25 protein-coding genes are annotated in these 21,228 nt (G+C 69.2%); 3 read left to right on the forward strand and 22 right to left on the reverse strand.

From position 1 onward, the window contains the following. The first annotated feature begins 32 nt into the window (after positions 1-32). Complete coding sequence (locus tag ACFVM3_RS09320; protein WP_378437122.1) at positions 33-641, forward strand: PadR family transcriptional regulator; 609 nt, start codon at positions 33-35, stop codon at positions 639-641. On the opposite strand, the gene ACFVM3_RS09325 is transcribed toward ACFVM3_RS09320, so the two are convergent. Then, on the reverse strand, positions 587-1,426 hold the full coding sequence (locus tag ACFVM3_RS09325) for a class I SAM-dependent methyltransferase (RefSeq protein ID WP_378437124.1): 840 nt from the start codon (positions 1,424-1,426) through the stop codon (positions 587-589). The two genes, ACFVM3_RS09320 and ACFVM3_RS09325, sit on opposite strands and share 55 nt — an antisense overlap. A gap of 115 nt (positions 1,427-1,541) precedes the next feature. On the opposite strand from ACFVM3_RS09325, the gene ACFVM3_RS09330 reads away from it, so the two are divergent. After that, on the forward strand, positions 1,542-2,387 hold the full coding sequence (locus ACFVM3_RS09330; protein ID WP_378437126.1) for a VOC family protein: 846 nt from the start codon (positions 1,542-1,544) through the stop codon (positions 2,385-2,387). A 32-nt stretch (positions 2,388-2,419) separates the two neighbouring features. On the opposite strand, the gene ACFVM3_RS09335 is transcribed toward ACFVM3_RS09330, so the two are convergent. From ACFVM3_RS09335 to rpsB, 6 genes are all read right to left on the reverse strand, one after another. Continuing rightward, entirely contained in the window at positions 2,420-3,931 is a 1,512-nt protein-coding gene (locus tag ACFVM3_RS09335; protein WP_378437251.1) for a carboxylesterase/lipase family protein, read from the reverse strand. Between the two features lie 82 nt (positions 3,932-4,013). Continuing rightward, positions 4,014-4,910 carry a phosphatidate cytidylyltransferase gene (locus ACFVM3_RS09340; RefSeq protein WP_378437128.1) on the reverse strand — a complete coding sequence of 299 codons (897 nt, stop codon included), beginning with the start codon at positions 4,908-4,910 and terminating at the stop codon, positions 4,014-4,016. Next, complete coding sequence (gene frr, locus ACFVM3_RS09345) at positions 4,910-5,467, reverse strand: ribosome recycling factor (RefSeq protein WP_034310934.1); 558 nt, start codon at positions 5,465-5,467, stop codon at positions 4,910-4,912. The genes ACFVM3_RS09340 and frr overlap by 1 nt, the downstream gene beginning before the upstream one ends. 51 nt (positions 5,468-5,518) lie before the next feature. Next, positions 5,519-6,262 (reverse strand): UMP kinase, encoded by a 744-nt coding sequence (gene pyrH / locus ACFVM3_RS09350; protein WP_005154669.1) that lies wholly within the window; start codon positions 6,260-6,262, stop codon positions 5,519-5,521. A 92-nt stretch (positions 6,263-6,354) separates the two neighbouring features. Beyond that, positions 6,355-7,179, reverse strand: coding sequence for a translation elongation factor Ts (tsf, locus tag ACFVM3_RS09355; protein WP_044850881.1), 825 nt, complete (start codon positions 7,177-7,179; stop codon positions 6,355-6,357). Between the two features lie 93 nt (positions 7,180-7,272). After that, positions 7,273-8,145: a 30S ribosomal protein S2 gene (rpsB, locus tag ACFVM3_RS09360; RefSeq protein ID WP_378437130.1), complete on the reverse strand. Its 873-nt coding sequence runs from the start codon at positions 8,143-8,145 to the stop codon at positions 7,273-7,275. Positions 8,146-8,526: 381 nt separating this feature from the next. On the opposite strand from rpsB, the gene ACFVM3_RS09365 reads away from it, so the two are divergent. After that, positions 8,527-9,132: a murein hydrolase activator EnvC family protein gene (locus ACFVM3_RS09365; RefSeq protein WP_378437132.1), complete on the forward strand. Its 606-nt coding sequence runs from the start codon at positions 8,527-8,529 to the stop codon at positions 9,130-9,132. A 314-nt stretch (positions 9,133-9,446) separates the two neighbouring features. On the opposite strand, the gene ACFVM3_RS09370 is transcribed toward ACFVM3_RS09365, so the two are convergent. The 15 genes from ACFVM3_RS09370 to ACFVM3_RS09440 form a co-directional block, all read right to left on the reverse strand. Then, positions 9,447-10,295: a FliA/WhiG family RNA polymerase sigma factor gene (locus ACFVM3_RS09370; RefSeq protein ID WP_126733408.1), complete on the reverse strand. Its 849-nt coding sequence runs from the start codon at positions 10,293-10,295 to the stop codon at positions 9,447-9,449. Positions 10,296-10,402: 107 nt separating this feature from the next. Then, complete coding sequence (locus tag ACFVM3_RS09375; RefSeq protein WP_378437134.1) at positions 10,403-11,398, reverse strand: tyrosine recombinase XerC; 996 nt, start codon at positions 11,396-11,398, stop codon at positions 10,403-10,405. Positions 11,399-11,503: 105 nt separating this feature from the next. Then, positions 11,504-12,643, reverse strand: a complete 1,140-nt coding sequence (gene dprA / locus ACFVM3_RS09380; protein ID WP_378437136.1) for a DNA-processing protein DprA — start codon at positions 12,641-12,643, stop codon at positions 11,504-11,506. Beyond that, the gene (locus ACFVM3_RS09385) at positions 12,640-14,151 is read right to left on the reverse strand and encodes a YifB family Mg chelatase-like AAA ATPase (RefSeq protein WP_378437138.1); all 1,512 of its coding nucleotides are present in this window, start codon (positions 14,149-14,151) and stop codon (positions 12,640-12,642) included. Before ACFVM3_RS09385 ends, dprA begins: the two co-directional genes overlap by 4 nt. After that, positions 14,152-14,538, reverse strand: coding sequence for a YraN family protein (locus ACFVM3_RS09390; RefSeq protein ID WP_378437140.1), 387 nt, complete (start codon positions 14,536-14,538; stop codon positions 14,152-14,154). It abuts the gene before it with no gap. Between the two features lie 232 nt (positions 14,539-14,770). Continuing rightward, positions 14,771-15,094, reverse strand: coding sequence for a DUF2469 domain-containing protein (locus ACFVM3_RS09395; RefSeq protein WP_003096226.1), 324 nt, complete (start codon positions 15,092-15,094; stop codon positions 14,771-14,773). Continuing rightward, on the reverse strand, positions 15,091-15,870 hold the full coding sequence (locus tag ACFVM3_RS09400) for a ribonuclease HII (RefSeq protein ID WP_378437253.1): 780 nt from the start codon (positions 15,868-15,870) through the stop codon (positions 15,091-15,093). The genes ACFVM3_RS09395 and ACFVM3_RS09400 overlap by 4 nt, the downstream gene beginning before the upstream one ends. A 58-nt stretch (positions 15,871-15,928) precedes the next feature. Further along, complete coding sequence (gene lepB, locus ACFVM3_RS09405; RefSeq protein WP_125673190.1) at positions 15,929-16,879, reverse strand: signal peptidase I; 951 nt, start codon at positions 16,877-16,879, stop codon at positions 15,929-15,931. A 31-nt stretch (positions 16,880-16,910) separates the two neighbouring features. Further along, complete coding sequence (rplS, locus tag ACFVM3_RS09410; RefSeq protein WP_005154717.1) at positions 16,911-17,279, reverse strand: 50S ribosomal protein L19; 369 nt, start codon at positions 17,277-17,279, stop codon at positions 16,911-16,913. A 160-nt stretch (positions 17,280-17,439) separates the two neighbouring features. Continuing rightward, positions 17,440-18,204: a tRNA (guanosine(37)-N1)-methyltransferase TrmD gene (trmD, locus tag ACFVM3_RS09415; RefSeq protein ID WP_378437142.1), complete on the reverse strand. Its 765-nt coding sequence runs from the start codon at positions 18,202-18,204 to the stop codon at positions 17,440-17,442. After that, positions 18,204-18,716 carry a ribosome maturation factor RimM gene (rimM, locus tag ACFVM3_RS09420; RefSeq protein ID WP_378437144.1) on the reverse strand — a complete coding sequence of 171 codons (513 nt, stop codon included), beginning with the start codon at positions 18,714-18,716 and terminating at the stop codon, positions 18,204-18,206. Before rimM ends, trmD begins: the two co-directional genes overlap by 1 nt. A 16-nt stretch (positions 18,717-18,732) precedes the next feature. Continuing rightward, on the reverse strand, positions 18,733-18,972 hold the full coding sequence (locus tag ACFVM3_RS09425) for an RNA-binding protein (RefSeq protein WP_003103110.1): 240 nt from the start codon (positions 18,970-18,972) through the stop codon (positions 18,733-18,735). Beyond that, positions 18,969-19,415 carry a 30S ribosomal protein S16 gene (gene rpsP, locus ACFVM3_RS09430; protein ID WP_005154724.1) on the reverse strand — a complete coding sequence of 149 codons (447 nt, stop codon included), beginning with the start codon at positions 19,413-19,415 and terminating at the stop codon, positions 18,969-18,971. The genes ACFVM3_RS09425 and rpsP overlap by 4 nt, the downstream gene beginning before the upstream one ends. Before the next feature lie 157 nt (positions 19,416-19,572). Then, positions 19,573-20,379 (reverse strand): CPBP family intramembrane glutamic endopeptidase, encoded by an 807-nt coding sequence (locus ACFVM3_RS09435; protein ID WP_378437145.1) that lies wholly within the window; start codon positions 20,377-20,379, stop codon positions 19,573-19,575. A gap of 57 nt (positions 20,380-20,436) precedes the next feature. Continuing rightward, positions 20,437-21,186, reverse strand: coding sequence for a CPBP family intramembrane glutamic endopeptidase (locus tag ACFVM3_RS09440; protein WP_378437255.1), 750 nt, complete (start codon positions 21,184-21,186; stop codon positions 20,437-20,439). Between the last annotated feature and the right edge of the window lie 42 nt (positions 21,187-21,228).

The raw sequence follows: 21,228 nt of genomic DNA on the forward strand, positions 1-21,228 counted from the left end.
TGTCGGAACAGTACGTAGAGAGGATTCACATCATGCGACGACGACCTTTCCCTCCAGAACACGGCCGACCGGCCTTCGGCCCCTGGGCCCGCGGCGGCTTCGGCGATTTCCCGCCGGGACCGGGCGGACCGGGCCACCGGCACCGGCACGGCCGCCGGGGTGGCCCAGGGCGGCGCGGCAAACGCGGTGACGTCCGCGCCGCGATCCTGGCGCTGCTTTCCGAGCAGCCGAGGCACGGCTACGAGATCATCCGCGAGATCGGCGAACGCAGCGGCGGCTTCTGGAAGCCGAGCCCCGGCTCGGTCTACCCGACCTTGCAGCTGCTGGCCGACGAAGGCCTGGTGATCAGCAAGGACGAGAGCGGCAAGAAGCTGTTCGAGCTCACCGAATCCGGACGCGCCGCGGCCGAGCAGCAGGACGCGGTCCCGCCGTGGGAGCAGATCGCCCACGACGTCGACCCGGTCGAGGTCAACCTGCGCAAGGCGGGCGCGACCCTGGCCGCGGCGGTCGCCCAGGTGATGCACGCCGGCAGCGAAAGCCAGCAGGCCCGCACCGTCGACGTGCTCAACGAGGCACGCCGGACGATCTACGGCGTCCTCGGTGAGGCCGAGGACGCGGCTCCGGACGAGGACTCGGAGTGACCTGGTACGACGAGGCCGGTGGGCTTGACGCGGGTATGCACGCGATAGCCCACCGGCAGCGTCATCCACGTCTCCCCGGCCCCTGACGAAACCTCGTTCAGGCGCCGGACCTCCGCGATCGCCTTCGCCGCGACCGGAGCGCTGAACTCGATCTTCAGCACCGCCTCCATCGCGGCGGCGTCCTCGAACCGCCACCGCGTCATCACCTTGCGGCAGCCGAATCCCTGACGGGCGAAGAACTTCTCCACTCCCGGCGGGTCGTAGTGCGGAAGATCCAGCCGCATCCAGCGTCCGTAGGGCTCGCTCGCCACATCGAGATCCACGATCATCATCAGCCCGCCAGGACGCAGCACCCGCTCCGCTTCGCGAAGGCCGGGTTCGCAACCGGGGCCGAAGAAGTACGCGGTGCGCGCGTGGACGACGTCGAAAGCCGCGTCCGGCAAGGGAAGCCGCTGCGCACGCCCTTGCCGCACCTCGACGTTCTCCAGTCGCCCCACCCGTTTCCGCGCGTCGTGGACGAGCGGCTCATGGGGTTCGATCCCGACCACCGACCGCGCCGTCGCGGCGAACCGCGGCAGATGGAAACCGTCACCGCAGCCGATGTCGAGCACGTCCGCACCGGACCAGTCGCGATACCCGGCGAGCACGCGCCAGATCTCGTCGTCGACGTCCTGCGCGCGGTTCTCGACCTCGTAGGCCTTTTGGTAGTACCAGATGTTCGGGCTCGGCAGCACCTCCTCACCGCCGCGGCGGAAGGAGGAGAGGGCTCGGGGAAACCAGCGCACGGAAGCTCCAACGAAGGGACACCGGGCCGGGTTCCGGGGTCATCCGGTCGAAATCCTTGACGGAAACAATGCGGTCAGCGACTAGACTTTACTCCCACCGGTAAGGGAGAACCGCATGTCGCTCGGCTCGGCCGCCCACACTTCCGTCTTACCTTCGGGAATCCCGTGCTGGATCGAGCTCGCGTGCAGAGACGAAACGGCCGCGCAAACCTTCTACAGCGGGCTTTTCGACTGGGACTACGTGGTCCAGCGTGACCCGGCGACGCCGACCGGCCGCTACTCGATCGCGACGCTGAACGGCGTCCCGGCCGGTGGTCTGTACCGCGCGGGCTCGGGCGGGCCGTCCGGCTGGAGCGTCCACATCTCGGTGCCCCAGGCGGCCGCGGCCGCCGAATGGGTCGACAGTCTCGGTGGCCGGGTCACGCTCGGGCCGGTGGCGATTCCCCATCGCGGCACCATCATCCACGCCGTCGACGCCTGCGGCGCGCACGTCGTCTTCTGGGAGCCGCCCGCCACCTGGGAGTTCGCGACCGGGGTGCCGAACACCTTCAGCGGCGCGGATCTCAACACCCACGACGGGGCGGCGGCGGATCACTTCTATTGCCGGCTCTTCAACTACACCAGCCACCAGATCGGCGACGGCGCCACGCTCGACTACGCCGAATGGCTCATCGAGCACGAACCTGTGCTGTACCGGTACGTGATGGGTTCGGAGTACCGGCCGGACACTCCCCCGCACTGGATGGTCTACTTCGAACTCGACCCGGCCCGCGGCGCCGACGCCGCGGCGGGACAGGCCTTGATGCTCGGCGGCACCGTCGTGGTCCAGCCCTACGACACCCCGTACGGTCGGATGGCGATCCTCGCCGACCCGGACGGTTCGGTGTTCGCCGTGATCGACCACTCGCGGGCCGTCGAGCGCTGGGGCACCGCCGAAGTCGACGACCCCTACGACGACTGAGCCGGGGCGACGAGGCCGCCCCGGCTCTTCCGTCAGATACCCGCCCAGAATCGGCAGTCGTGCACTTCCGCGAGGTCGACCGGGCCGATTTCACCCGGCGCCAGCGATTGCGTCCGCGGCGAAGGACGCCATTTCGGCAGTTCTTCGCCGTTCGGATCACCGGTGCGCGCGAACGCGGTCCAATACCGGATCATTTGCCCCGCCAGTTCCTGCTGCGCGGGCGTCAAATTCGCCGGGAATCCGGTTAAATCCGACAAATAAGCCAGTTCGCTGCCATGGGCGGCGCCGAGGTTCATCCCCGGTGGCGCGGGAACGAGGGGCGGAGCGGCCCGATCGGCGAACTCGTAACCGAAGGTCCGTGTGCGCTCGCGCAGCAACCGTTCGGTCCCCACCTGCGGGCAGCCCCAGATCCGATCGGTCATCACGTCCGCGAACGCCATCGCCGGGCCGCCGTGCTTCGCCGATGGGTACCGGGCGGCGACGAGCGGTGCCTTTTCCTTGAACGCGGTCCGCAGCAGTCCCTGGTAATGCTCCTCGGTGAACGGATGCCCCGGGAACAGGGCGACGAACAGCCTCGCCTCGTCCCTGGTGACCCCCGTCAGCACCGGGACACGGGCGAAGTGGCCCGCTTTCAGCGCCGCGGCCGGATGCTCGGGCAGCAAGCCGGTACCGAAGGCGGGCGTCCCGAGCGGCTGGTTCACCAAATCCTTGACAGGAAGCCGACGCATACAGGCGACGTCGGCGCAGCCGAGCTTCTCGGCCCCCGCGGCACCCATCGCTTCGACGTCGGCGCGGGGCAGATACGGCGAGCCCCCGGGGACACCAGGGAAGAACCCGCCGTCGGGCCAGGTCAGCGTGCAAGGCCCGCTCTGGATGATCGCGCGGTGGAACAGACCGGCGGCCGAAGGGGAGGCCAACTGGACGCAAGTGCTCATCCCACCGGCGGATTCGCCGAACAACGTGACGTTCCGGGGATCCCCGCCGAAGGCACGCGCGTTGCGCTGCACCCAGCGCAGGGCGGCCTGCTGGTCCTGGAAGCCGAAAGCACCGGAGTCGCGGCCGAGTTCCGGATGCCCGAAGAAGCCGAACACACCCAGCCGGTAGTTCACGGTCACCACGACGACGTCGCCGCCGAGGGCCATGCGCTTGAAGTCGTAGTCGCTGCCCGCGCCGGAGGTGAAGCCGCCACCGTGCACCCAGACCATCACCGGACGCGGTTTACGCGCGGGCTTGGCCGGGCTGATCACGTTGAGATACAGGCAATCCTCGGCCTCGCTCGGCGCAGAGCCGAGTCCGGGCCCCTGCGCGCACCGAGGCCCCGGTTTGCTCGCGTCCCGTACGTCGGTCCACGGCTCGGGTCTCCGCGGTGGGGCCCAGCGCAGGTCGCCGACCGGTGGCGCGGCGAACGGAATGCCTTGGAAACTCCGGTATTCGGCGGTACTCACCCCGCGAACGGGGCCGGAATCCGTGCGGACGACGGGGCTTCCGCCCGCCTCCGCCACGGTCGTCGTCAGGGCGCCGAGCGTCGCCACGCTCAGTGCCATGGCCAGAAGTCGCTTACTCATCCGTCGAGTTCGCATACCCCGACCTTGGCCCGGCGCCCCGGACTTGTCACGTGGGTTCGGGCTAAACGGGGACGAACGCGGAGAGCAGCAGCCAGGAGACGACGGCCGAAGGGAGCAACGAGTCGAGCCGGTCCATCAGCCCGCCGTGGCCCGGCAGCATGTTCCCCATGTCCTTGACGCCGAGGTCGCGCTTGATCAGCGACTCGACGAGATCGCCCAGCGTCGCCGTGCAGACGATCGCCGCGCCGAACAGCACACCCTGCCAGGCGTGACCGTCGAGGAGAAGGCTCAGGGTCAGCGCGCCGGCGACGACACCGGCCACGAGCGAACCGGCGAACCCTTCCCAGGTCTTCTTCGGGCTGATACTGGGCGCCATCGGATGTTTGCCGCCCAGCACACCGGCGATGTAGCCACCGGTGTCCGAAGCGACGACGCCGATCATGAACGCCAGCACCCGGCCGACGCCGTCCTCCGGCGGGACCAGCATGGCGGCGAAGGCGCCGAAAAGCGGGATGTACGCGGCAGCGAAGACCGACGCGCTGATGTCGCGCAGGTAGCCGTCCGCGCCGCCGGGCAACCGCCACAGCAGGCAGACGAGCACTGTCAGCACGAACGCCGTCAGCGCGCCTTCACGGCCGTACGGCCACGCCAGCCAGATCATCGCCTGGCCGCCGACGAGCACCGGGACCAGCGCGATCCGGATGCCCGCCGCGCGCTTCAGTGCCCCGGCCAGCTCGATCGTGCCGACCGCGATGGCGATCGCGATGATGCCGATGAACAGATAGCGCACGGTGAGCAGGGACGTGACGATCGCCGCCCCCAGCAGCAGCCCGACCCCGATCGCGGCGGGCAGGTTGCGGCCGGCACGGGAAACCTTCTTCGCCGGTTCCGGCTTCTCGGCCGGAACCGGTTCCGGGGCGTCCACCCGGTCCTCGCGTTCCTCGCTCACCTGGCTCATCAGACCTCGAGTAGCTCGGCTTCCTTGTGTTTCACCAGCTCGTCGACCTTGTGGCTGTAGGTGTCGGTGAGGTTCTGGAGTTCCTTCTCGGCGTGGACGACCTCGTCCTCGCCCGCCTCGCCGTCCTTCTTGATCCGGTCGAGCTCTTCCTTGGCCTTGCGGCGGACGCTGCGGATCGAAACGCGGGCGTCCTCACCCTTGGCCTTGGCGACCTTGACCATCTCCTTGCGGCGCTCTTCGGTGAGCTGCGGGATGACGATGCGGATCACGTTGCCGTCGTTGCTCGGGTTGACCCCGAGGTCCGACTCGCGGATCGCCTTCTCGATGGCGTTGAGCGAGGTCTGGTCGTAAGGCTTGATCAACGCCATCCGGGCTTCGGGGATGTTGACGCTCGCCATCTGGTTCAGCGGGGTCGGCGCGCCGTAGTACTCGACGACAATGCGCGAGAACATCCCGGGGTGGGCCCGGCCGGTGCGAACCGACGACAGGTCCTCCTTGGCGACGGACACCGCTTTTTCCATCTTCTCCTCGGCGTCGAGGAGGGTCTCGTCGATCACGGCAACTCCCGTAGTTGTGTATGCGTACCGATTGCGAAGATCAGAGCAGGCCTACGCGGGCACCCCGTCGGCGGGGGTGTCGACCAGCGTGCCGATCCTCTCACCACTGACCGCGCGGGCGATGTTCCCCTCGGTGAGCAGATTGAACACGATGATCGGCATGTTGTTGTCCATGCACAGGCTGAACGCGGTGGCGTCGGCGACCTTGAGATCCCGTTCGAGCACCTCGCGGTGGCTGATCTCGTGGAACATCTCGGCGGTCGGGTCGCTCTTCGGGTCCGCGGTGTAGACGCCGTCGACGGCCTTCGCCATCAAGACGGCCTCGCAGCCGAGTTCGAGCGCGCGCTGCGCGGCGGCGGTGTCGGTCGAGAAGTACGGCATGCCGACCCCGGCGCCGAAGATGACGACGCGGCCCTTCTCCAGGTGACGCTCGGCGCGGCGCGGGATGTACGGCTCGGCGACCTGTCCCATGGTGATGGCGGTCTGCACGCGGGTCGGCAGGCCCTCCTTCTCCAGGAAGTCCTGCAACGCCAGGCAGTTCATGACGGTTCCGAGCATCGCCATGTAGTCCGCGCGGTCGCGGTCCATCCCGCGCTGCGACAGCTCCGCGCCGCGGAAGTAGTTGCCACCGCCGATCACGACGGCTATCTGCACGCCCGTCCGCGCGACGTCGGCGATCTGCTGAGCGACCGAGTGCACCACATCCGGATCAACCCCGATGGAACCGCCGCCGAACATCTCGCCGCCCAGCTTCAGCAGCACCCGCCGGTATCCGCCTTCGACCCGGACACCCATGTCGCCCTCCCTAATGCTCCGAACCCGACTGTGCCCCGTCCCCGATGGACGGAGACGGGGCACAGTGGTGATTCTTGTGTTCCGCGCCTGGATCAGGCCTGGCCGACCTCGAACCGGGCGAACCGGCTCACGGACACGCCGGCCTCGTCGAGCAGGGCCTTGACGGTCTTCTTGTTGTCCTTGACCGACGGCTGCTCGAGCAGGACGTTGTCCTTGTAGTACGCGTTGACCTTGCCCTCGATGATCTTGGGCATGGCCTGCTCCGGCTTGCCCTCTTCGCGGGCGGTGGCCTCGGCGACACGACGCTCGTTCTCGACGATCTCGGCCGGGACCTCTTCGCGGGTGAGGTACTTGGCCTTGAGCGCGGCGACCTGCATGGCGGCGCCACGAGCGGCCTCCGCGGCGGCCTCGCCCTCACCGGTGTACTCGATGAGCACGCCGACGGCGGGCGGGAGGTCCGCACCGCGACGGTGCAGGTACGTGGTGGTGGTGCCCTCGTAAGCGGCGACACGGCGCAGCTCGAGCTTCTCACCGATGCGGGCGGCGAGCTCCTGGACCTGCTCGTCGACGGTCTTGCCGTCGAGCGAGGCGGCCTTCAGCTTCTCGACGTCGCTGGTCTTCTCGGCCTTCGCGACCTCGACGATCTTCGCGGCGAGCGCCTGGAAGTCCTCGTTCTTCGCGACGAAGTCGGTCTCGGAGTCGAGCTCGATCAGCACGCCGCCGTCACCGGCGACGAGGCCCTCGGCGGTGGCGCGCTCGGCGCGCTTGCCGACGTCCTTGGCGCCCTTGATGCGCAGGAACTCGACGGCCTTGTCGAAGTCGCCGTCGTTCTCCTCCAGCGCCTTCTTGCAGTTCATCATTCCGGAGCCGGTCAGCTCCCGGAGACGCTTCACGTCTGCGGCGGTGTAGTTCGCCATCGTGGGTGTGTCCGTCCTATTTCAGGTACGAGAAAGTCTTTTGGGGAAGTCACCCGTGGGGCCGCCCGGAGGCGGCCCCACGAGCGGGGTGGATCAGGAGGAGGCGGTGGCCTGCTCGGCCGGAGCCTCGGCGGGGGCCTCGGTCGCGGCGGCGGCTTCCTTGGCGTCCGCGGCGGCGGTCTCGGAGCCGGCGAGCAGCTCCTTCTCCCACTCGGCCAGCGGCTCGTCCGTGGCGACGCCGGCCTCGGGCTTGGCGTCGGCGGAGGAACCGTTGCGGCTGGAGCGGGCCATCAGACCGGCGGCGGCGGCCTCGGCAACGACCTTGGTCAGCAGCGCGGCCGAACGGATGGCGTCGTCGTTACCCGGGATCGGGTAGTCGACCTCGTCCGGGTCGCAGTTGGTGTCCAGGATCGCGACGACCGGGATGTTCAGCTTGCGAGCCTCGCCGACGGCGATGTGCTCCTTCTTCGTGTCGACGATCCACACGATGCTCGGCACCTTGGCCATGTCGCGGATACCGCCGAGGGTCTTCTCGAGCTTGTCCTTCTCACGGGTGAGCGTGAGGATTTCGCGCTTGGTCAGGCCGGCGAAACCACCGGTCTGCTCCTGCGACTCGAGCTCCTTCAGGCGGAGAAGACGCTTGTGCACCGTCTGGAAGTTGGTCAGCATGCCACCGAGCCAGCGCTGGTTCACGTAGGGCATGCCCACACGCGAAGCCTCGGCGGCGATCGCTTCCTGAGCCTGCTTCTTCGTGCCGACGAACATGATGGTGCCGCCGTGCGCGACGGTTTCCTTGATGAACTCGTACGCACGGTCGATGTAGGTCAGCGTCTGCTGCAGGTCGATGATGTAGATGCCGTTGCGCTCGGTGAAGATGTAGCGCTTCATCTTCGGGTTCCACCGACGGGTCTGGTGCCCGAAGTGCACGCCGCTGTCGAGCAGCTGCTTCATGGTGACGACGGCCATTGCCGGAATCAACCTCTTCTGTGTCGTGCGCGCCCGGCTCCGCCGGGACGCGCTTGCTCGGTTCGTCGCTCTCGGCCGGGTGGCCGAGAGCCCTGGTGCCGATGCTCGGGCCCGGACCCGGGAGCGAAGTACCCCAGGGACCGCCGGGCCGTGTGCCCCCGGCTGTCCTGACCCTCCGTGAGGAGATCGGCCATCGGGAGCGCGCACGTGCACGCGAAGTCAGTCCGCTGCCGCGGACCGCGCAAAAGAGTCTACTCCCTGTCGCCACCGGGTACCGCACCGGCAGCCCCGGATGAGAGGGGTTGTCCACAACCGCCTCGGTTATCCACAGATTCCACCGGCGCGCCCCGCACGCCACGCCGTACCCCCAACCTGGAACACATGACCTCGACGACCTCTTCCCGCCCTGTCACCAGGCATTCCTTCGCACTCGACCGCACCGGCGGCAGGCACCGCCGCCCAGGGCACGCCAGGCGCCTTCCCCGCCTCGCGATCTTCGCGACCGTGCTCGCGATCCTCACGTCCGCGGCGATGCCCGGGACGGCGAGAGGGGCGCCCTCACCACAGGGACGCCTCTCCTGGCCGCTCTCGCCGGCACCGAGCGTCACCAGGTACTTCGAGCCGCCCTCGACGCCGTACGGCCCCGGCCATCGGGGCGTCGACCTCGCCGCGCCACCGGGCGCGAACGTGCTCGCGGCCGCCGAGGGAGTGGTGATGTTCGCCGGGCAGGTGGCGGGCCGCGGAGTGGTGTCGATCGATCACGACGGCGGGTTGCGCACCACCTACCAACCGCTCGCCGCGACGGTCACCGCGGGTGATCAGGTCTACCGCGGCCAGGTGCTCGGAACGCTCGCGGCGGGCCACCCTGGCTGCCCGGAGCCGGCGTGCCTGCATTTCGGCGTGCGGCGGGGCGAGGAGTACGTCGATCCGCTCACGGTGATCGGTGAGCCGTCCGAGATCCGCCTCAAACCCTGGGAAGGAGACTGAGTGATCGTTGCGGGGAAAGGCCGCGCCCGTGGCCCGATGAGGTCTCCACGGCAGGCTGGGTCTTGTGGTGTCGCGCCAGGCGTTGCCCGCGAGGTCGCCAGGGCGGGTCGCGGAGTCCTCGTCGCCCTTGTCTCGTCTTCGGCGCCTGTGGCCCGTGCCCTTCCTTGGCGGATGGCGCGATTCGAGTGTTCAGGCGCGGAACACGCGTGATCAGAGACGGAACACGCGTGATTGGGGAGCGAACACGCCGGGACCGGGTTCCGCACCAGGTGATCCGGCTGGACAAACGTGTCGTCCCGCTGTCACCGGCGGCGCTAGGCCTGCTCGACCAGTTTGGCCCGCAACCGCATGACGGCGCGGGTGTGCAGCTGGCTGACCCGCGACTCGGTGACGCCGAGGACCTTGCCGATCTCGGCGAGCGTCAGGCTCTCGAAGTAGTAGAGACCGACCACGATCCGGTCGCGTTCGGTGAGCTGGGCGATCGCCTGCGCGAGCTGACGGCGGTTGTCCTGGTCGACCAGGACAGCCACCGGGTCGACGGCGCCGTCGTCGGGCAGGGTGTCGACCAGCGAGCCGCTGTCCTTGCCCGCGGCGACCAGGTCTTCCAGTGCGATGACGCTGGTCAGCTGCATCTGGCCGTAGAACTCGCGGAGGTCGTCGACGCTGATTTCGAGCTCGGCCGCGAGCTCGGCGTCGGTCGGGGTGCGGTTCAGCCGGGCGCCGAGGCGTTCCAGGGCGCGTTCGGCTTCGCGGGCCTTGCTGCGTACCGCTCTGGGCACCCAGTCCTGGGAGCGGAGGTCGTCGAGGATCGCGCCCCGGATGCGCTGCATGGCGTAGGTCTCGAAGCGCAGGCCCCTGGCGGGTTCGAACTTCTCGATCGCGTCGACCAGGCCGAAGATCCCGGACTGGATCAGGTCGCCGACGTCGACGTGGGTCGGCAGCCCGGTGCCGACCCTGCCGGCGACGTACTTGACGAGCGGGGCGTAGTGCAGCACGAGCCGGTCGCGCACGATCTGGTCCGGCGACTCGGTGAACTCACGCCACAGCGCCTGGATCCCGGCGTCCACTTCGTAGCCGGTCCGCGCTTCGGGCGCGACGGCAGGACCGTCCCCGCCGGGGCGGTGTTTCCCGGCGGCTTCGGTGACATGTGGGTCGGCGGTCATCGGGCCGCCGTTCTCAGCATGCGACTCAGCGTGTTCTCCGTGCTCGTGCGGATGCGCGTGCGCCGCCGGTTCGGGCCGCCGGGTCTCCTGCCGAGTTCTCCCCGGCATCATCGGGCCCGGGGGTGCGCGCGGTCGTGGATCGCCTTCAGCCGATCGACGGTCACATGAGTGTAGAGCTGCGTTGTGGCCAGCGTAGCGTGACCAAGCAGTTCCTGAACGCTTCGAAGATCAGCGCCGCCTTCGAGCAGATGGGTGGCCGCGGAATGCCTCAGGCCGTGCGGCCCCATGTCGTTCGCGCCCGGCACCGAACCGACGGCTTCGTGGACGACCCGGCGGGCCGCCCGCGGATCGAGCCTGCCTCCCCGCGCCCCCAAGAAGAGCGCCGCTTCCGCGGGTCCCTTCGTTTCGACGGCGAGCTTTCCCCTGCCCTCGTCCAGCCACGCCCGCAAGGCCGCCTCGGCTGGGACGCCGAACGGCACGACCCGTTCCTTGCCGCCTTTGCCCAGCACGAGCACGACCCGGCGGGAGAAATCGACGTCGCCCACGTCGAGCCCGCACAGTTCCGAGACCCGCACACCGGTCGCGTAGAGCAGTTCCACGATGGCACTGTCCCTCAAAGCCACCGGGTCGCGCTGTTCGGCACCGGCGGCTGAGAAGCGCATGACGTCGCTGGCCTGCTCCGCACGGAGGACCCCGGGAAGCTTGCGATGCGCGCGCGGCGCCACCAGCCGCCCACCCGGGTCCGACGCGAGCGCGCCGCCTCGGTGGGCCCACGCGGTGAAGGTGCGAGCCGCCGCGGCCCGCCTCGCCAGCGTCGTCCGGCTGGCCCCCTCCTCGCGTTGCCGGGCGAGCCAGCCGCGCAGCGTCCCGATGTCGAGGTCGGAGAACCGGCCGCCGCTCCCGTCCACGAAACCCATCAGCGACACCACGTCGCCGAGGTAGGCACGCACCGTATGCGCGGACAGCCCCCGTTCGAGGGAAAGGTGCCGCTCGTAGTCGTCGATCAGCTTCCGGACAGGCTCCGGCAGCGCGGCACGGGCGGCGCGCAGATCGGGTCTGCGGGCGCGTTTCCCCGTGCCGTGGGCACCTTCGGTCGACGGCATGCCGATCACGCTGCGCGATGTACGGCGGATGGTCAAGTATCGCCGCACCCTGTTGCGGTGTCCGTGGTCGGATCGTGCCGGGATGGCGTCTCAGGGGTAGGCCAGTCAGGTCTTGGCTGCCCGTCTTCGCCACCCTGTGTCACCCCTTTCCGCGAAGCCGTCGAGTTCGAGCGCCGGAAGCAGCGAACGGACACGGTCGACCGGGACGCCGGACTCGGCGGCGATCCGTTCCACCTGCCTCGCCGACCGATCGGACAGCGCGTCGTGCACTCGCAGAGCCTCCGGACCGAGCCGATCGGTGCGACGGCCCGGTTTCGGCGGATCCGCTCCCGCCACCCCGAACCGTCCCGCCGTTTCGAGGATCTCGTCGACCGAGGTCACCAGCGTGGCCTCGCCTTCGCGGATCAGCGCGTGACAGCCGGCGGACATCGCCGAAGACACCGGTCCCGGCATGGCCATCACGACCTTGCCGAGCGCTCCCGCCGTCCCCGCGGTGTTCCGCGCGCCGCTGCGCCTGCCCGCCTCGACCACGACGGTCCCTTCCGTGAGCGCCGCGATGAGCCTGTTCCGGACGAGGAAGCGATGCCTCGCGGGTGTGGTGCCCGGCGGGTACTCGCTGACCACCGCCCCGGTCTTCCCGATGGAACGCAACAAGGTCGCGTGCTGGGCCGGATAGCCGACGTCGACACCGCAGCCGAGCAAGGCGACCGTCGTACCGTCCGCGCTCAACGCGCCCCGGTGCGCCGCGCCGTCGATGCCGTACGCCGCCCCCGAGAACACCGGGATCCCGCGGCTCGCGAGGTGGTAGCCCACCTCGGCCGCGTTGTGCTCGCCGTACCCGGTCGCCGCGCGGGCACCGACGATCGCGATCGCCTGGTCCACGGCCTCGTCGAGTCTCGCGGGGCCGCGTACCCACAGCGCCGGCGGGGGTGCCACGCCGGAAACGCCCCTGCGCTGGGCCACGGCCAGCGAAAGCAACGGCCAGGCAGGCCATTCGTCGTCTTCCGGGATGACGAGACGGGCCTCGCCCGCCTCGGCTCGCTCCAGATCCCGCTCGGCGTAGTCGTGTGCTCGCCGCGCGGCGGTCTCGTCGCGCACCTTCGGCGGGCACTCGGCGCTCCGCACCCGTTCCGCGGCGGCGACGGGGCCGAGCTCACCGATGAAATCGGCCAAAGCGGGCGCCGGCGGCTCGGCCACGCGCAGAAGATACGACCGGGCGATGCGCTCGGCGTCGAATTCACTCATCCGGATGACCTCTCTCGGAAGTTCAGGGCGGCCGCGACCTCGTCGGCCTCCGGTTTGTCGGCGCCCTTCAGATCGGCGAGCGTCCAAGCGATGCGAAGGCAGCGATCGGCGCCGCGCGCGGTGATCGCGCCCCGTTCCAACGCCCGGTCCAGCAACGCCGTGACCTGCGGCGGCAGCGCGAACTCGCGGCGCAGCGCCGGGCCCGGCACCTCCGCGTTCGTGAGCCAGCCCTGCTCCGCCCAGCGCTTTCCGGCTCGTTCGCGCGCCTCCAGCACTCGCTCCCGGACGGCCGCCGACGCTTCGGGCGGCTCGCTCAGGTGCGCGCTGAGCGCGGAAAGCGGGCGTAGCCGAACCCGCAAATCCACCCGATCGAGCAGTGGCCCGGAGAGCCGGCTCAAGTAGCGCCGCCGCACGGTCGCGGAGCACGTGCAGTCGGCGTCCTTCGCCGGAGCGCAAGGGCAGGGATTGGTCGCCAGCACCAGTTGGAACCGTGCCGGGTACCGCACGGCACCCTTGACCCTCGCGATCCTCACTTCACCCTCTTCCAGCACCGTGCGCAACGACTCCAGCCGCTCCGGGCCGAATTCGCACACCTCGTCGAGGAACAGGATTCCCCGGTGCGCCCGGCTGATCGCGCCGGGCACGGCGAGGCCGCTTCCACCACCGATCAGAGCGGGCACGCTGATCGAATGATGCGGCGCGACGAACGGCGGCACGGTGACGAGCGGCGCGGACCGCGACAGGGAACCGTCGATCGAATGAACGGCTGTCACCTGCAACGACTCTTCGGTGGTCAGTCGCGGAAGGAGGCCGGGAAGGCGTTTGGCGAGCATCGTCTTGCCCACCCCTGGCGGTCCGGTCATGAGCAGGTGATGCCCGCCCGCCGCGGCCACCTCCAGTGCCCACCGCGCTTCCGGCTGACCCACGACGTCGGCGAGGTCGGGGACCCGCGCCGGCTCCTGGACGACGGACGGCTCGGGGCGGGCGAGTTCCCCTTCGCCTTTGAGCCAGTCCACGAATTCGGTCAGTCGCGCTACCCCGCCGACCTCCAAGCCGTCCACGAGAGCGGCTTCGAACAGCGACTCGGCGGGAACGACGGCCCTCCGGTACCCCGCGTTGCGCGCCGCCAGCAGTCCAGGCAGGACCCCACGGACCGCTCGCACCCGGCCGTCCAGGGCGAGTTCGCCGAGCAGCACGGTGTTCAGCAGCTTCGTGGCGGGAACCGACCCGGTCGCGGCCATGATCGCCGCCGCGATCCCCAGGTCGTAGCCGGACCCCACCTTCGGCAGATTCGCCGGCGAGAGACCGAGGATCACCCGCTCGTCCGGCCAGGTCCGCCCCGAATTGCGGACGGCGGAGCGGACCCTGTCCTTGGCCTCCCTCAGCCCGGTGTCGGGCAGCCCGACCATCGTCACCTTCGGCGAGCCGCCGCCGATGTCGGCCTCGATCTCGATCATCCGGCCTTCGACACCGAGCAACGCGACGGACCAGGCCCTCGCGAGCGCCATTCAGAACGCCGCCTTGATATGCCGCACCTTGGGCTTGGCGTCGGGCCGGGCGACGATCGCGATGATGTCGTAGCGGACAGGGCACCAGCGGAGCATGAACTGACGCTGCCACTGGTACGCCAGACGACGGATGCGATCCGCCTTGTCCGGGGTCACCGCCTCGGCTGGCGTGCCGAACCCCACCCCGGACCTCGTCTTCACCTCGCAGAAGACGAGACGTTTGGTATCGGTCGCTATGAGATCCAGTTCGCCGTCACGGCAACGCCAATTGCGGCACAGGACGACGTAACCCGTCTTTTCCAGATGCCGGACCGCGAGGTCCTCGCCCCATCGGCCCAGTTCGATATGTGCTGCCCCGGTGGACGGCTGTTCGGCCGTGCTCGTCATCTCGATCCCCCTCAGCGATCGTCACGGTGCGTGTGCGATCAATGCTGCCGGGGTGAGGGGGCGGCGGACAGGTCTGATTTCGCCGCCTGTGGACAACCGGGGTGTTGTGGATGGTTCGGCCGTCACGGGAGGTCGCCGGGCGGAATCGTCGGTGGGCTGTGCTATACGGCGTCCTGGAGATACGAAGGCCCCCTTCAAGCGATGAAGGGGGCCTTCACGGACGTTCCGGAGATCAGCCGGAGAACGGCCCGTCCTCCGGCAGCCGCAGATCCGGTTTGTCGAGTTCTTCGACGTTGACGTCCTTGAACGTGATGACCCGGACGTGCTTGACGAACCGCGCCGGCCGGTACATGTCCCAGACCCACGCGTCGGACATGCGGACCTCGAAGTACACCTCACCGCCGCCGTCGCGCACCTGCACGTCGACGGCGTTGGCCAGATAGAACCGCCGCTCGGTCTCCACCACGTACGAGAACTGGCCGACTATGTCGCGATACTCGCGGTAAAGCGAGAGCTCCATCTCGGTCTCGTACTTCTCGAGATCCTCTGCGCTCATGAAATCCGCGCCCCTCCTCGCGATTTTGCTGCTGTTCCAGCGGCGGAGCGTTCATTGTTACCCACGTACGGGCCGAGGGCACGTATCGGCACGCTCGGGTTTTCCAGTGCCGCGACGGTCAGCACCACCGGATGAGGTGGTGGCACGCGATGTGCGGCGGCCGCGGTGGCCACGTTCGTGTACGACCAGCGATGGACCGGGCTCGGACCGTGAGTGTCGAGTGCCGCGCTGTGGTCGGTGGTGCTGTAGCCCTTGTGCACGTCGAAACCGTAATGCGGGTGGGCGTCGTGCAGGTCGCCCATGATCCGGTCCCTGGTGACCTTGGCCAGCACGGACGCCGCCGCCACGCACGCGACCGCCTTGTCCCCTTTGAGGACCGGGACGCTCGGGGCGGGCAGCCCGGACACGCGGAATCCGTCGGTCAGGACGTAGCCGGGCGTGTTCCGCAGCGCCGAGACGGCGCGCCGCATGCCTTCGAGGTTCATGACGTGGATGCCGAACAGGTCGATCTCGGCCGCCGGGATGACGATGACCGAGTAGTCGACGGCACGCTGGACGACCCGGTCGTACACCCGGTCGCGGGCCTTGGCCGTGAGCACCTTCGAATCGGTGAGCTCGGGCAGGCGGGCGGCGTCACCCGGACGCAGGACACAGGCGGCCACGACGAGCGGGCCGGCGCAAGCACCGCGCCCTGCCTCGTCGACTCCGGCGACGGGCCCGAGGCCCCGCCGGTCCAGCGCACCCTGCAACCCCCAGAAGAGGTCACCACGCACCACTGCCCGCGGCGGCCGAAGCGGCTCGGCCGGTGTGAGCGGTACAGGAAATCTCAAGGCCTTACCGCCTCCGGTCGACCGCCTTGCGCACTCCGGCCGTCATCCGCCTGCCGAGGAAGAGCACGGGCCACGCCGAGGCGATACCGACGCCGAGGGGAAGCCCCTGCTGCCAGGCGGGCGCGCTGAGCGCCAGCGGCTGGGCGTTCGCCTGCGGGTTGTGGTCCGAAACGCCACCCCAGCGGCCGGGCGGGAGCACGATGATCCGCGCCTTCCCGATGATGTTCTCGACCGGGATCGCGCCGTTGACCCCGCCGCCGCCCTGGCGCCGTGAGTCGCTCGAGTTGTTGCGGTTGTCGCCCATCACCCAGACATAGCCGGCAGGCACCTTGACCGGAGCGAACGTGTCCTGGACGGGCTTGCCGCTCTCGTCCACGTTGGAACCCGGTTCCCAGTGGATGTACGGCTCGTCGAGCGCCTTGCCGTCCACGATCACCCGGTTCTGCGGGTCGCAGCACTGCACCGTCTGCCCGGCGGTCGCGATGATCCGCTTGACGAAGTCACGCTCGTCCGGCGGCGCGAACCCGATCAGGGAACCCAGCGTGCGGAATCCGGTGACGAAGATGTTGCTGGACTCCGGCGTGTCGATCTCGCCGACCCACGCGGGCGGTCCCTTGAAGACCACCACGTCGCCCGGGCCGGGATCGGTGAAGTCGTACGTGATCCGGTCGACCAGGATCCGGTCGCCCGTGCATCCCGCGCAGCCGTGCAACGTGGTCTCCATCGACCCCGAAGGGATCATGTAGACCTTGGCGAGGAACTGCTGGATCAAGATCGTCAGCACGAGTGCCACGACGATCAGGATCGGCAGTTCCTTCCAGAACGACCGCTTCTTGTTGACCTTGCCGAATTTCTTGGATCCGGATCGGCCCCGTCGGGAGGCCCTGGTAGGGCGCTCCTCGTCGGGGCGATCGGGCTCGTCTTCGGAGGTGTTCTGGGACACGGGTTCGACCACGACGCCAGGTTACCTGTAACCGTGCGGCTACCTACTTGGCGGAGGTCGTCTCGCGGTTTTCGCGGCGTTCCTTGATCTTGGCGGCCTTGCCGCGCAGCTCGCGGAGGTAGTAGAGCTTCGCCCGGCGGACGTCGCCGCGCTTGAAGACCTCGACCTCGGCGATGTTCGGCGAGTGCACCGGGAAGGTGCGCTCCACGCCGATGCCGAACGACACCTTGCGGACCGTGAAGGTCTCGCGGATGCCGCCGCCCTGGCGACGCAGCACGACGCCCTGGAAGATCTGGTTACGCTCGCGGTTGCCCTCGATGACGCGGACGTGAACCTTGAGCGTGTCGCCCGGTCGGAAGTCCGGGATGTCGGAACGCAGTGACTGCGCGTCCAGCGCGTCCAGGGTGTTCATCGGTGGTCCGTCCTCGTCTTCGTATGGCTTACGTGCAGCTTGGGCGCGCAGTGTCGGGCACTGCGACCTACCCGGGGGCTGATGGCGTTCCGGTGTACGGCGCCGGCTGCGAAGCCGCGCGTCCACTCACGCCAACCTGTCAAGTATTGCAGACCAGGTCTCAGGCGTTCGACCCGGCCTGGCCGGTGTCCTCGTGCAACCGCTCGAGGACGGCGAGATCGTGCTTGTCGAGACTACCGTCCGGCAGTCGCCCGATCAGTTCGGGCCTGCGCCGCACGGTGCGTTCCAGCGCCTGGTCGCGGCGCCAGCGGTCGATCAGCGCGTGGTTTCCCGAGCGCAGGACGTCCGGTACGGCCAGGTCCCGCCAGACCTCCGGCCGGGTGTAGCTGGGGCCTTCGAGTAGCCCGTCGGAGAACGAGTCCTCTTCGGCGGAGCGGGCGTTGCCGAGGACTCCGGGCAGCAGCCGGACGACGGCCTCGACCATCACCAGTACCGCGGCCTCGCCGCCGACCAGCACGTAGTCGCCGATGGAGACCTCGTCGACGGGCATCCGCTTCGCGGCGTCGTCGATCACCCGCTGGTCGATGCCCTCGTAGCGGCCGCACGCGAACACGAGGTGCTCCTCGGCGGCGTACTGGTGGGCCATGGCCTGGGTGAACGGCCGCCCGGCGGGGGTCGGGACCACGAGGCGGGTGTTCTCGCCGCAGACGTCGTCCAGGGCGGGGCCCCAGATCTGCGGTTTCATCACCATGCCGGGCCCGCCGCCGTACGGCGCGTCGTCGACGGCGCGGTGGACGTCGTGCGTCCAGTCCCGCAGGTCGTGCACGCCGACCTCGATGAGGCCGCGGTCGATCGCGCGCCCGAGCAGCGCGGCGCGGAGCGGATCGAGGTATTCGGGGAAGATCGTGACTACGTCGAGGCGCATCAGGCGTCCAGCAGGCCTTCCGGCGGGTCGATGACCACACGGCCGCCCGGGACGTCGACCGCCGGGACGATCGCCTTCACGAACGGCACCAGCACCTCGCGTCCGTCGTGCTCGATCGACAGCAGCTCACCGGCGGGCGAGTGCACGATTTCGAGCACCTTGCCGACGACCGTGCCGTCGGTGAGTTCGGCCCGCAGGCCTTCGAGTTCATGGTCGTAGAACTCGTCGGGGTCTTCGGTCGGCGGCAGCGTCGAGGTGTCGGCGATCAGCAGCGCGCCGCGGAGGGTCTCCGCGACGTCCCTGGTCAGCACCTCTTCGAAACGCACCAGCAGCCGCCCGCTGTGTTCGCGGGCGGCTGCGATGGTGAGGTTTCTGCTGCTGCCGTCACGCAGCTTCGTCGTGACGGCCGAACCGACCGCGAACCGCTGTTCCGGCGAGTCCGTGCGCACGTCCACCGCGAGTTCCCCGCGGATTCCGTGCGCCTTGGCGATCCGGCCTACTACGACGTCCATCCCGTTGTGTCCTTGGTCAGCGATCGGTGTCGACGACGTCCACCCGGACGCCGCGGCCACCGATGCCGCCCATGACGGTGCGCAGGGCGGTCGCGGTACGACCGCCCCGGCCGATCACCTTGCCGAGATCGTCGGGGTGCACGTGCACCTCGAGCGTGCGGCCACGACGCGTGGTCAGCAGCTCGACCCGGACCTCGTCCGGGTTGTCGACGATCCCGCGCACCAGGTGCTCGAGGGAATCAGCGAGGAAGCTCACGCCTCGGCCTTGTCACCCTCGGCGGCCTCGGCCTTGTCGGCTTCGGCCTTCTTCGGAGCGGACTTCTTCTTCGGCGTGGTGGCCTCGGCGGAGGCCGAGTCGCCGGCGGCGGCGAGCGCGGCGTTGAACAGGTCCTGCTTCGACGGCTTCGGCTCGGCGACCTTCAGGGTGCCCTCGGCGCCCGGCAGGCCCTTGAACTTCTGCCAGTCACCGGTGATCTCGAGGATGCGCTGGACCGGCTCGGTCGGCTGGGCACCGACGGACAGCCAGTGCTGGGCCCGCTCGGTGTCGACCTCGATGAAGCTCGGCTCTTCCTTGGGGTGGTACTTGCCGATCGTCTCGATGGCCTTGCCATCACGGCGGGTGCGCGCGTCGGCGACGATGATGCGGTAGTACGGCGCACGGATCTTGCCGAGACGCTGCAGCTTGATCTTGACGGCCACGGGTGTGGGTACTCCTCAGTTCTCTCTGATGCATGTGGAAGGCGCACGCCAGCCGAGTGGGGACACGGCTGCGCACACCCGAAGGGTGAGCTCGGGCGCGGTGAGAGGGTCCGGCCAAAGCAGGCAAGCGTACATTCTGCCAGACGCCGGCCGGGCGTCAGAACGCGGCTATCCCGAGCGAGGCGAGCAGGATGGTGACGGCCGGGAGGAAGTTGTTCACCTGATGGGCGACCACGCTGCCGAGCAGCCGCCCGGTGAACACCCTGGCCAGCCCGATCGGGATCGCGATCACCAGCAGCAACGTGGTGCGCAGCGGTTCGAGGTGGCTCGCCGCGAAAACGGCCGTGGAGACCAGGAACGCCGCGATCCTCCCCCAGCGTTCGGTGCGCCAGGTGAGCCGTTCCACCGCGCCCCACAGGAGACCGCGGTAGATGATCTCCTCGCAGATCGGCCCGACCAGCCACAGGTAGATGAACATGACGACGGCCGCCGAGACCGACATCCGCCGGTCCTCCACGAGCGCGCTGATCGCCGAGGTCGCGTTCTCGTTGCCGACGGCCTGTGTCCAGATGTAGGCGGCGAGCGAGGTGAACCCGAGCCCCAGCACGCCGAGTTTGAGGCCGACCTTGACGTCGGCCCAGCTCCAGCCGATCCGCAGGTCGGTGAACGGACCGTTGCCACGCAGGCGGGTGATCAGCAGCGCGACCCCGGCGGCGATCATCGTCGGCACCATGGTGCCCAGCAGCACCATGCGCATCGGCAGGGGCTGACCGGGCTGGACGTCGCCGAGCAGGACGCTGATGAACGCCGCCGACGCCAGCAGGACGGCTTCCACCAAAAGGAAGGCCCCGAATCCCCAGCGATGCGGCGGTGGCGTGTCGGGCGCGGCCACCTCACCTCCGGCAGGTAGGTCATCCGGCGGCGCTGCCTCGGGGATCGGCTCCCTGGGCTGAGATACGGTCACGCCGATCCTCCGGTGATCGTTCGGTTACTCAAAGACTCTAACCGCCTTGACCGGCGATCACCTCGCCGCGAAGAGCAATACAGCCGGTGGGAGGTTGTTGGCCGCGTGCGCGATGACGGACGCGCTGACCCGGCCGGAGAGATAACGGGCGAGGCCGATGGCGATGCCCTGGCCGAACAACGCGATCGTGCGCGCTGCCTCGCCGTGCAACTGGGCGAACACCAGCGCGGTGACCAGCAGGATCACCCACGAGGGCAGACGGTGGAAGCCCATGGCGTTCCACAGCGTGCCGCGGAAGAGCAGTTCTTCGGTGACCGGAGCTGCGAAGACGACGATGACCGCGGCCAGCACCAGCCAGATCGTGTCGCCGCCGGTGGTGCCCGACAACTCGGTGATCGGGCCGGGCGAGACGTCGGAGAAGGTCCTGTCGTCGCTGTCGGTCCCGTAGACGGCGAGCAGGAGCAGGTTGAGGAGGTAGCCGGCCGCGAGCGCGGCCGCCCCGCAGGCGAGCCCGATCCGGACGTCGCGCCAGGTGGGCTTGAGCCCGAAGTCCGTGCGGAGCCCTTGCCCCCAAACACGTGAGCCGACCGCGGGGCCGAGGCCGAGCACGAGGGTGGGCAGGAACGCGAGGATCAGCAGCGGGCCGACGTCACGGAGTTCGAGCGGGTCGTAGCCGCCGAAACGGCCTGACATCACGAAGCTCATGACGAGCGTGACGAGGTGGTATCCGGCGATGCCCGCGAAGAACGCTACGAAGCCCCAGTGCGCTCCGAGCACCAAACGCTCGCGAGCCTGCCCGTCGTCCACCACGCCTCCACGCTAAGTGCCGCTCCGGTCACCGGTGGAGTC

This window comes from Amycolatopsis sp. NPDC057786 (assembly GCF_042797905.1).
Taxonomy (GTDB): Bacteria; Actinomycetota; Actinomycetes; order Mycobacteriales; family Pseudonocardiaceae; genus Amycolatopsis.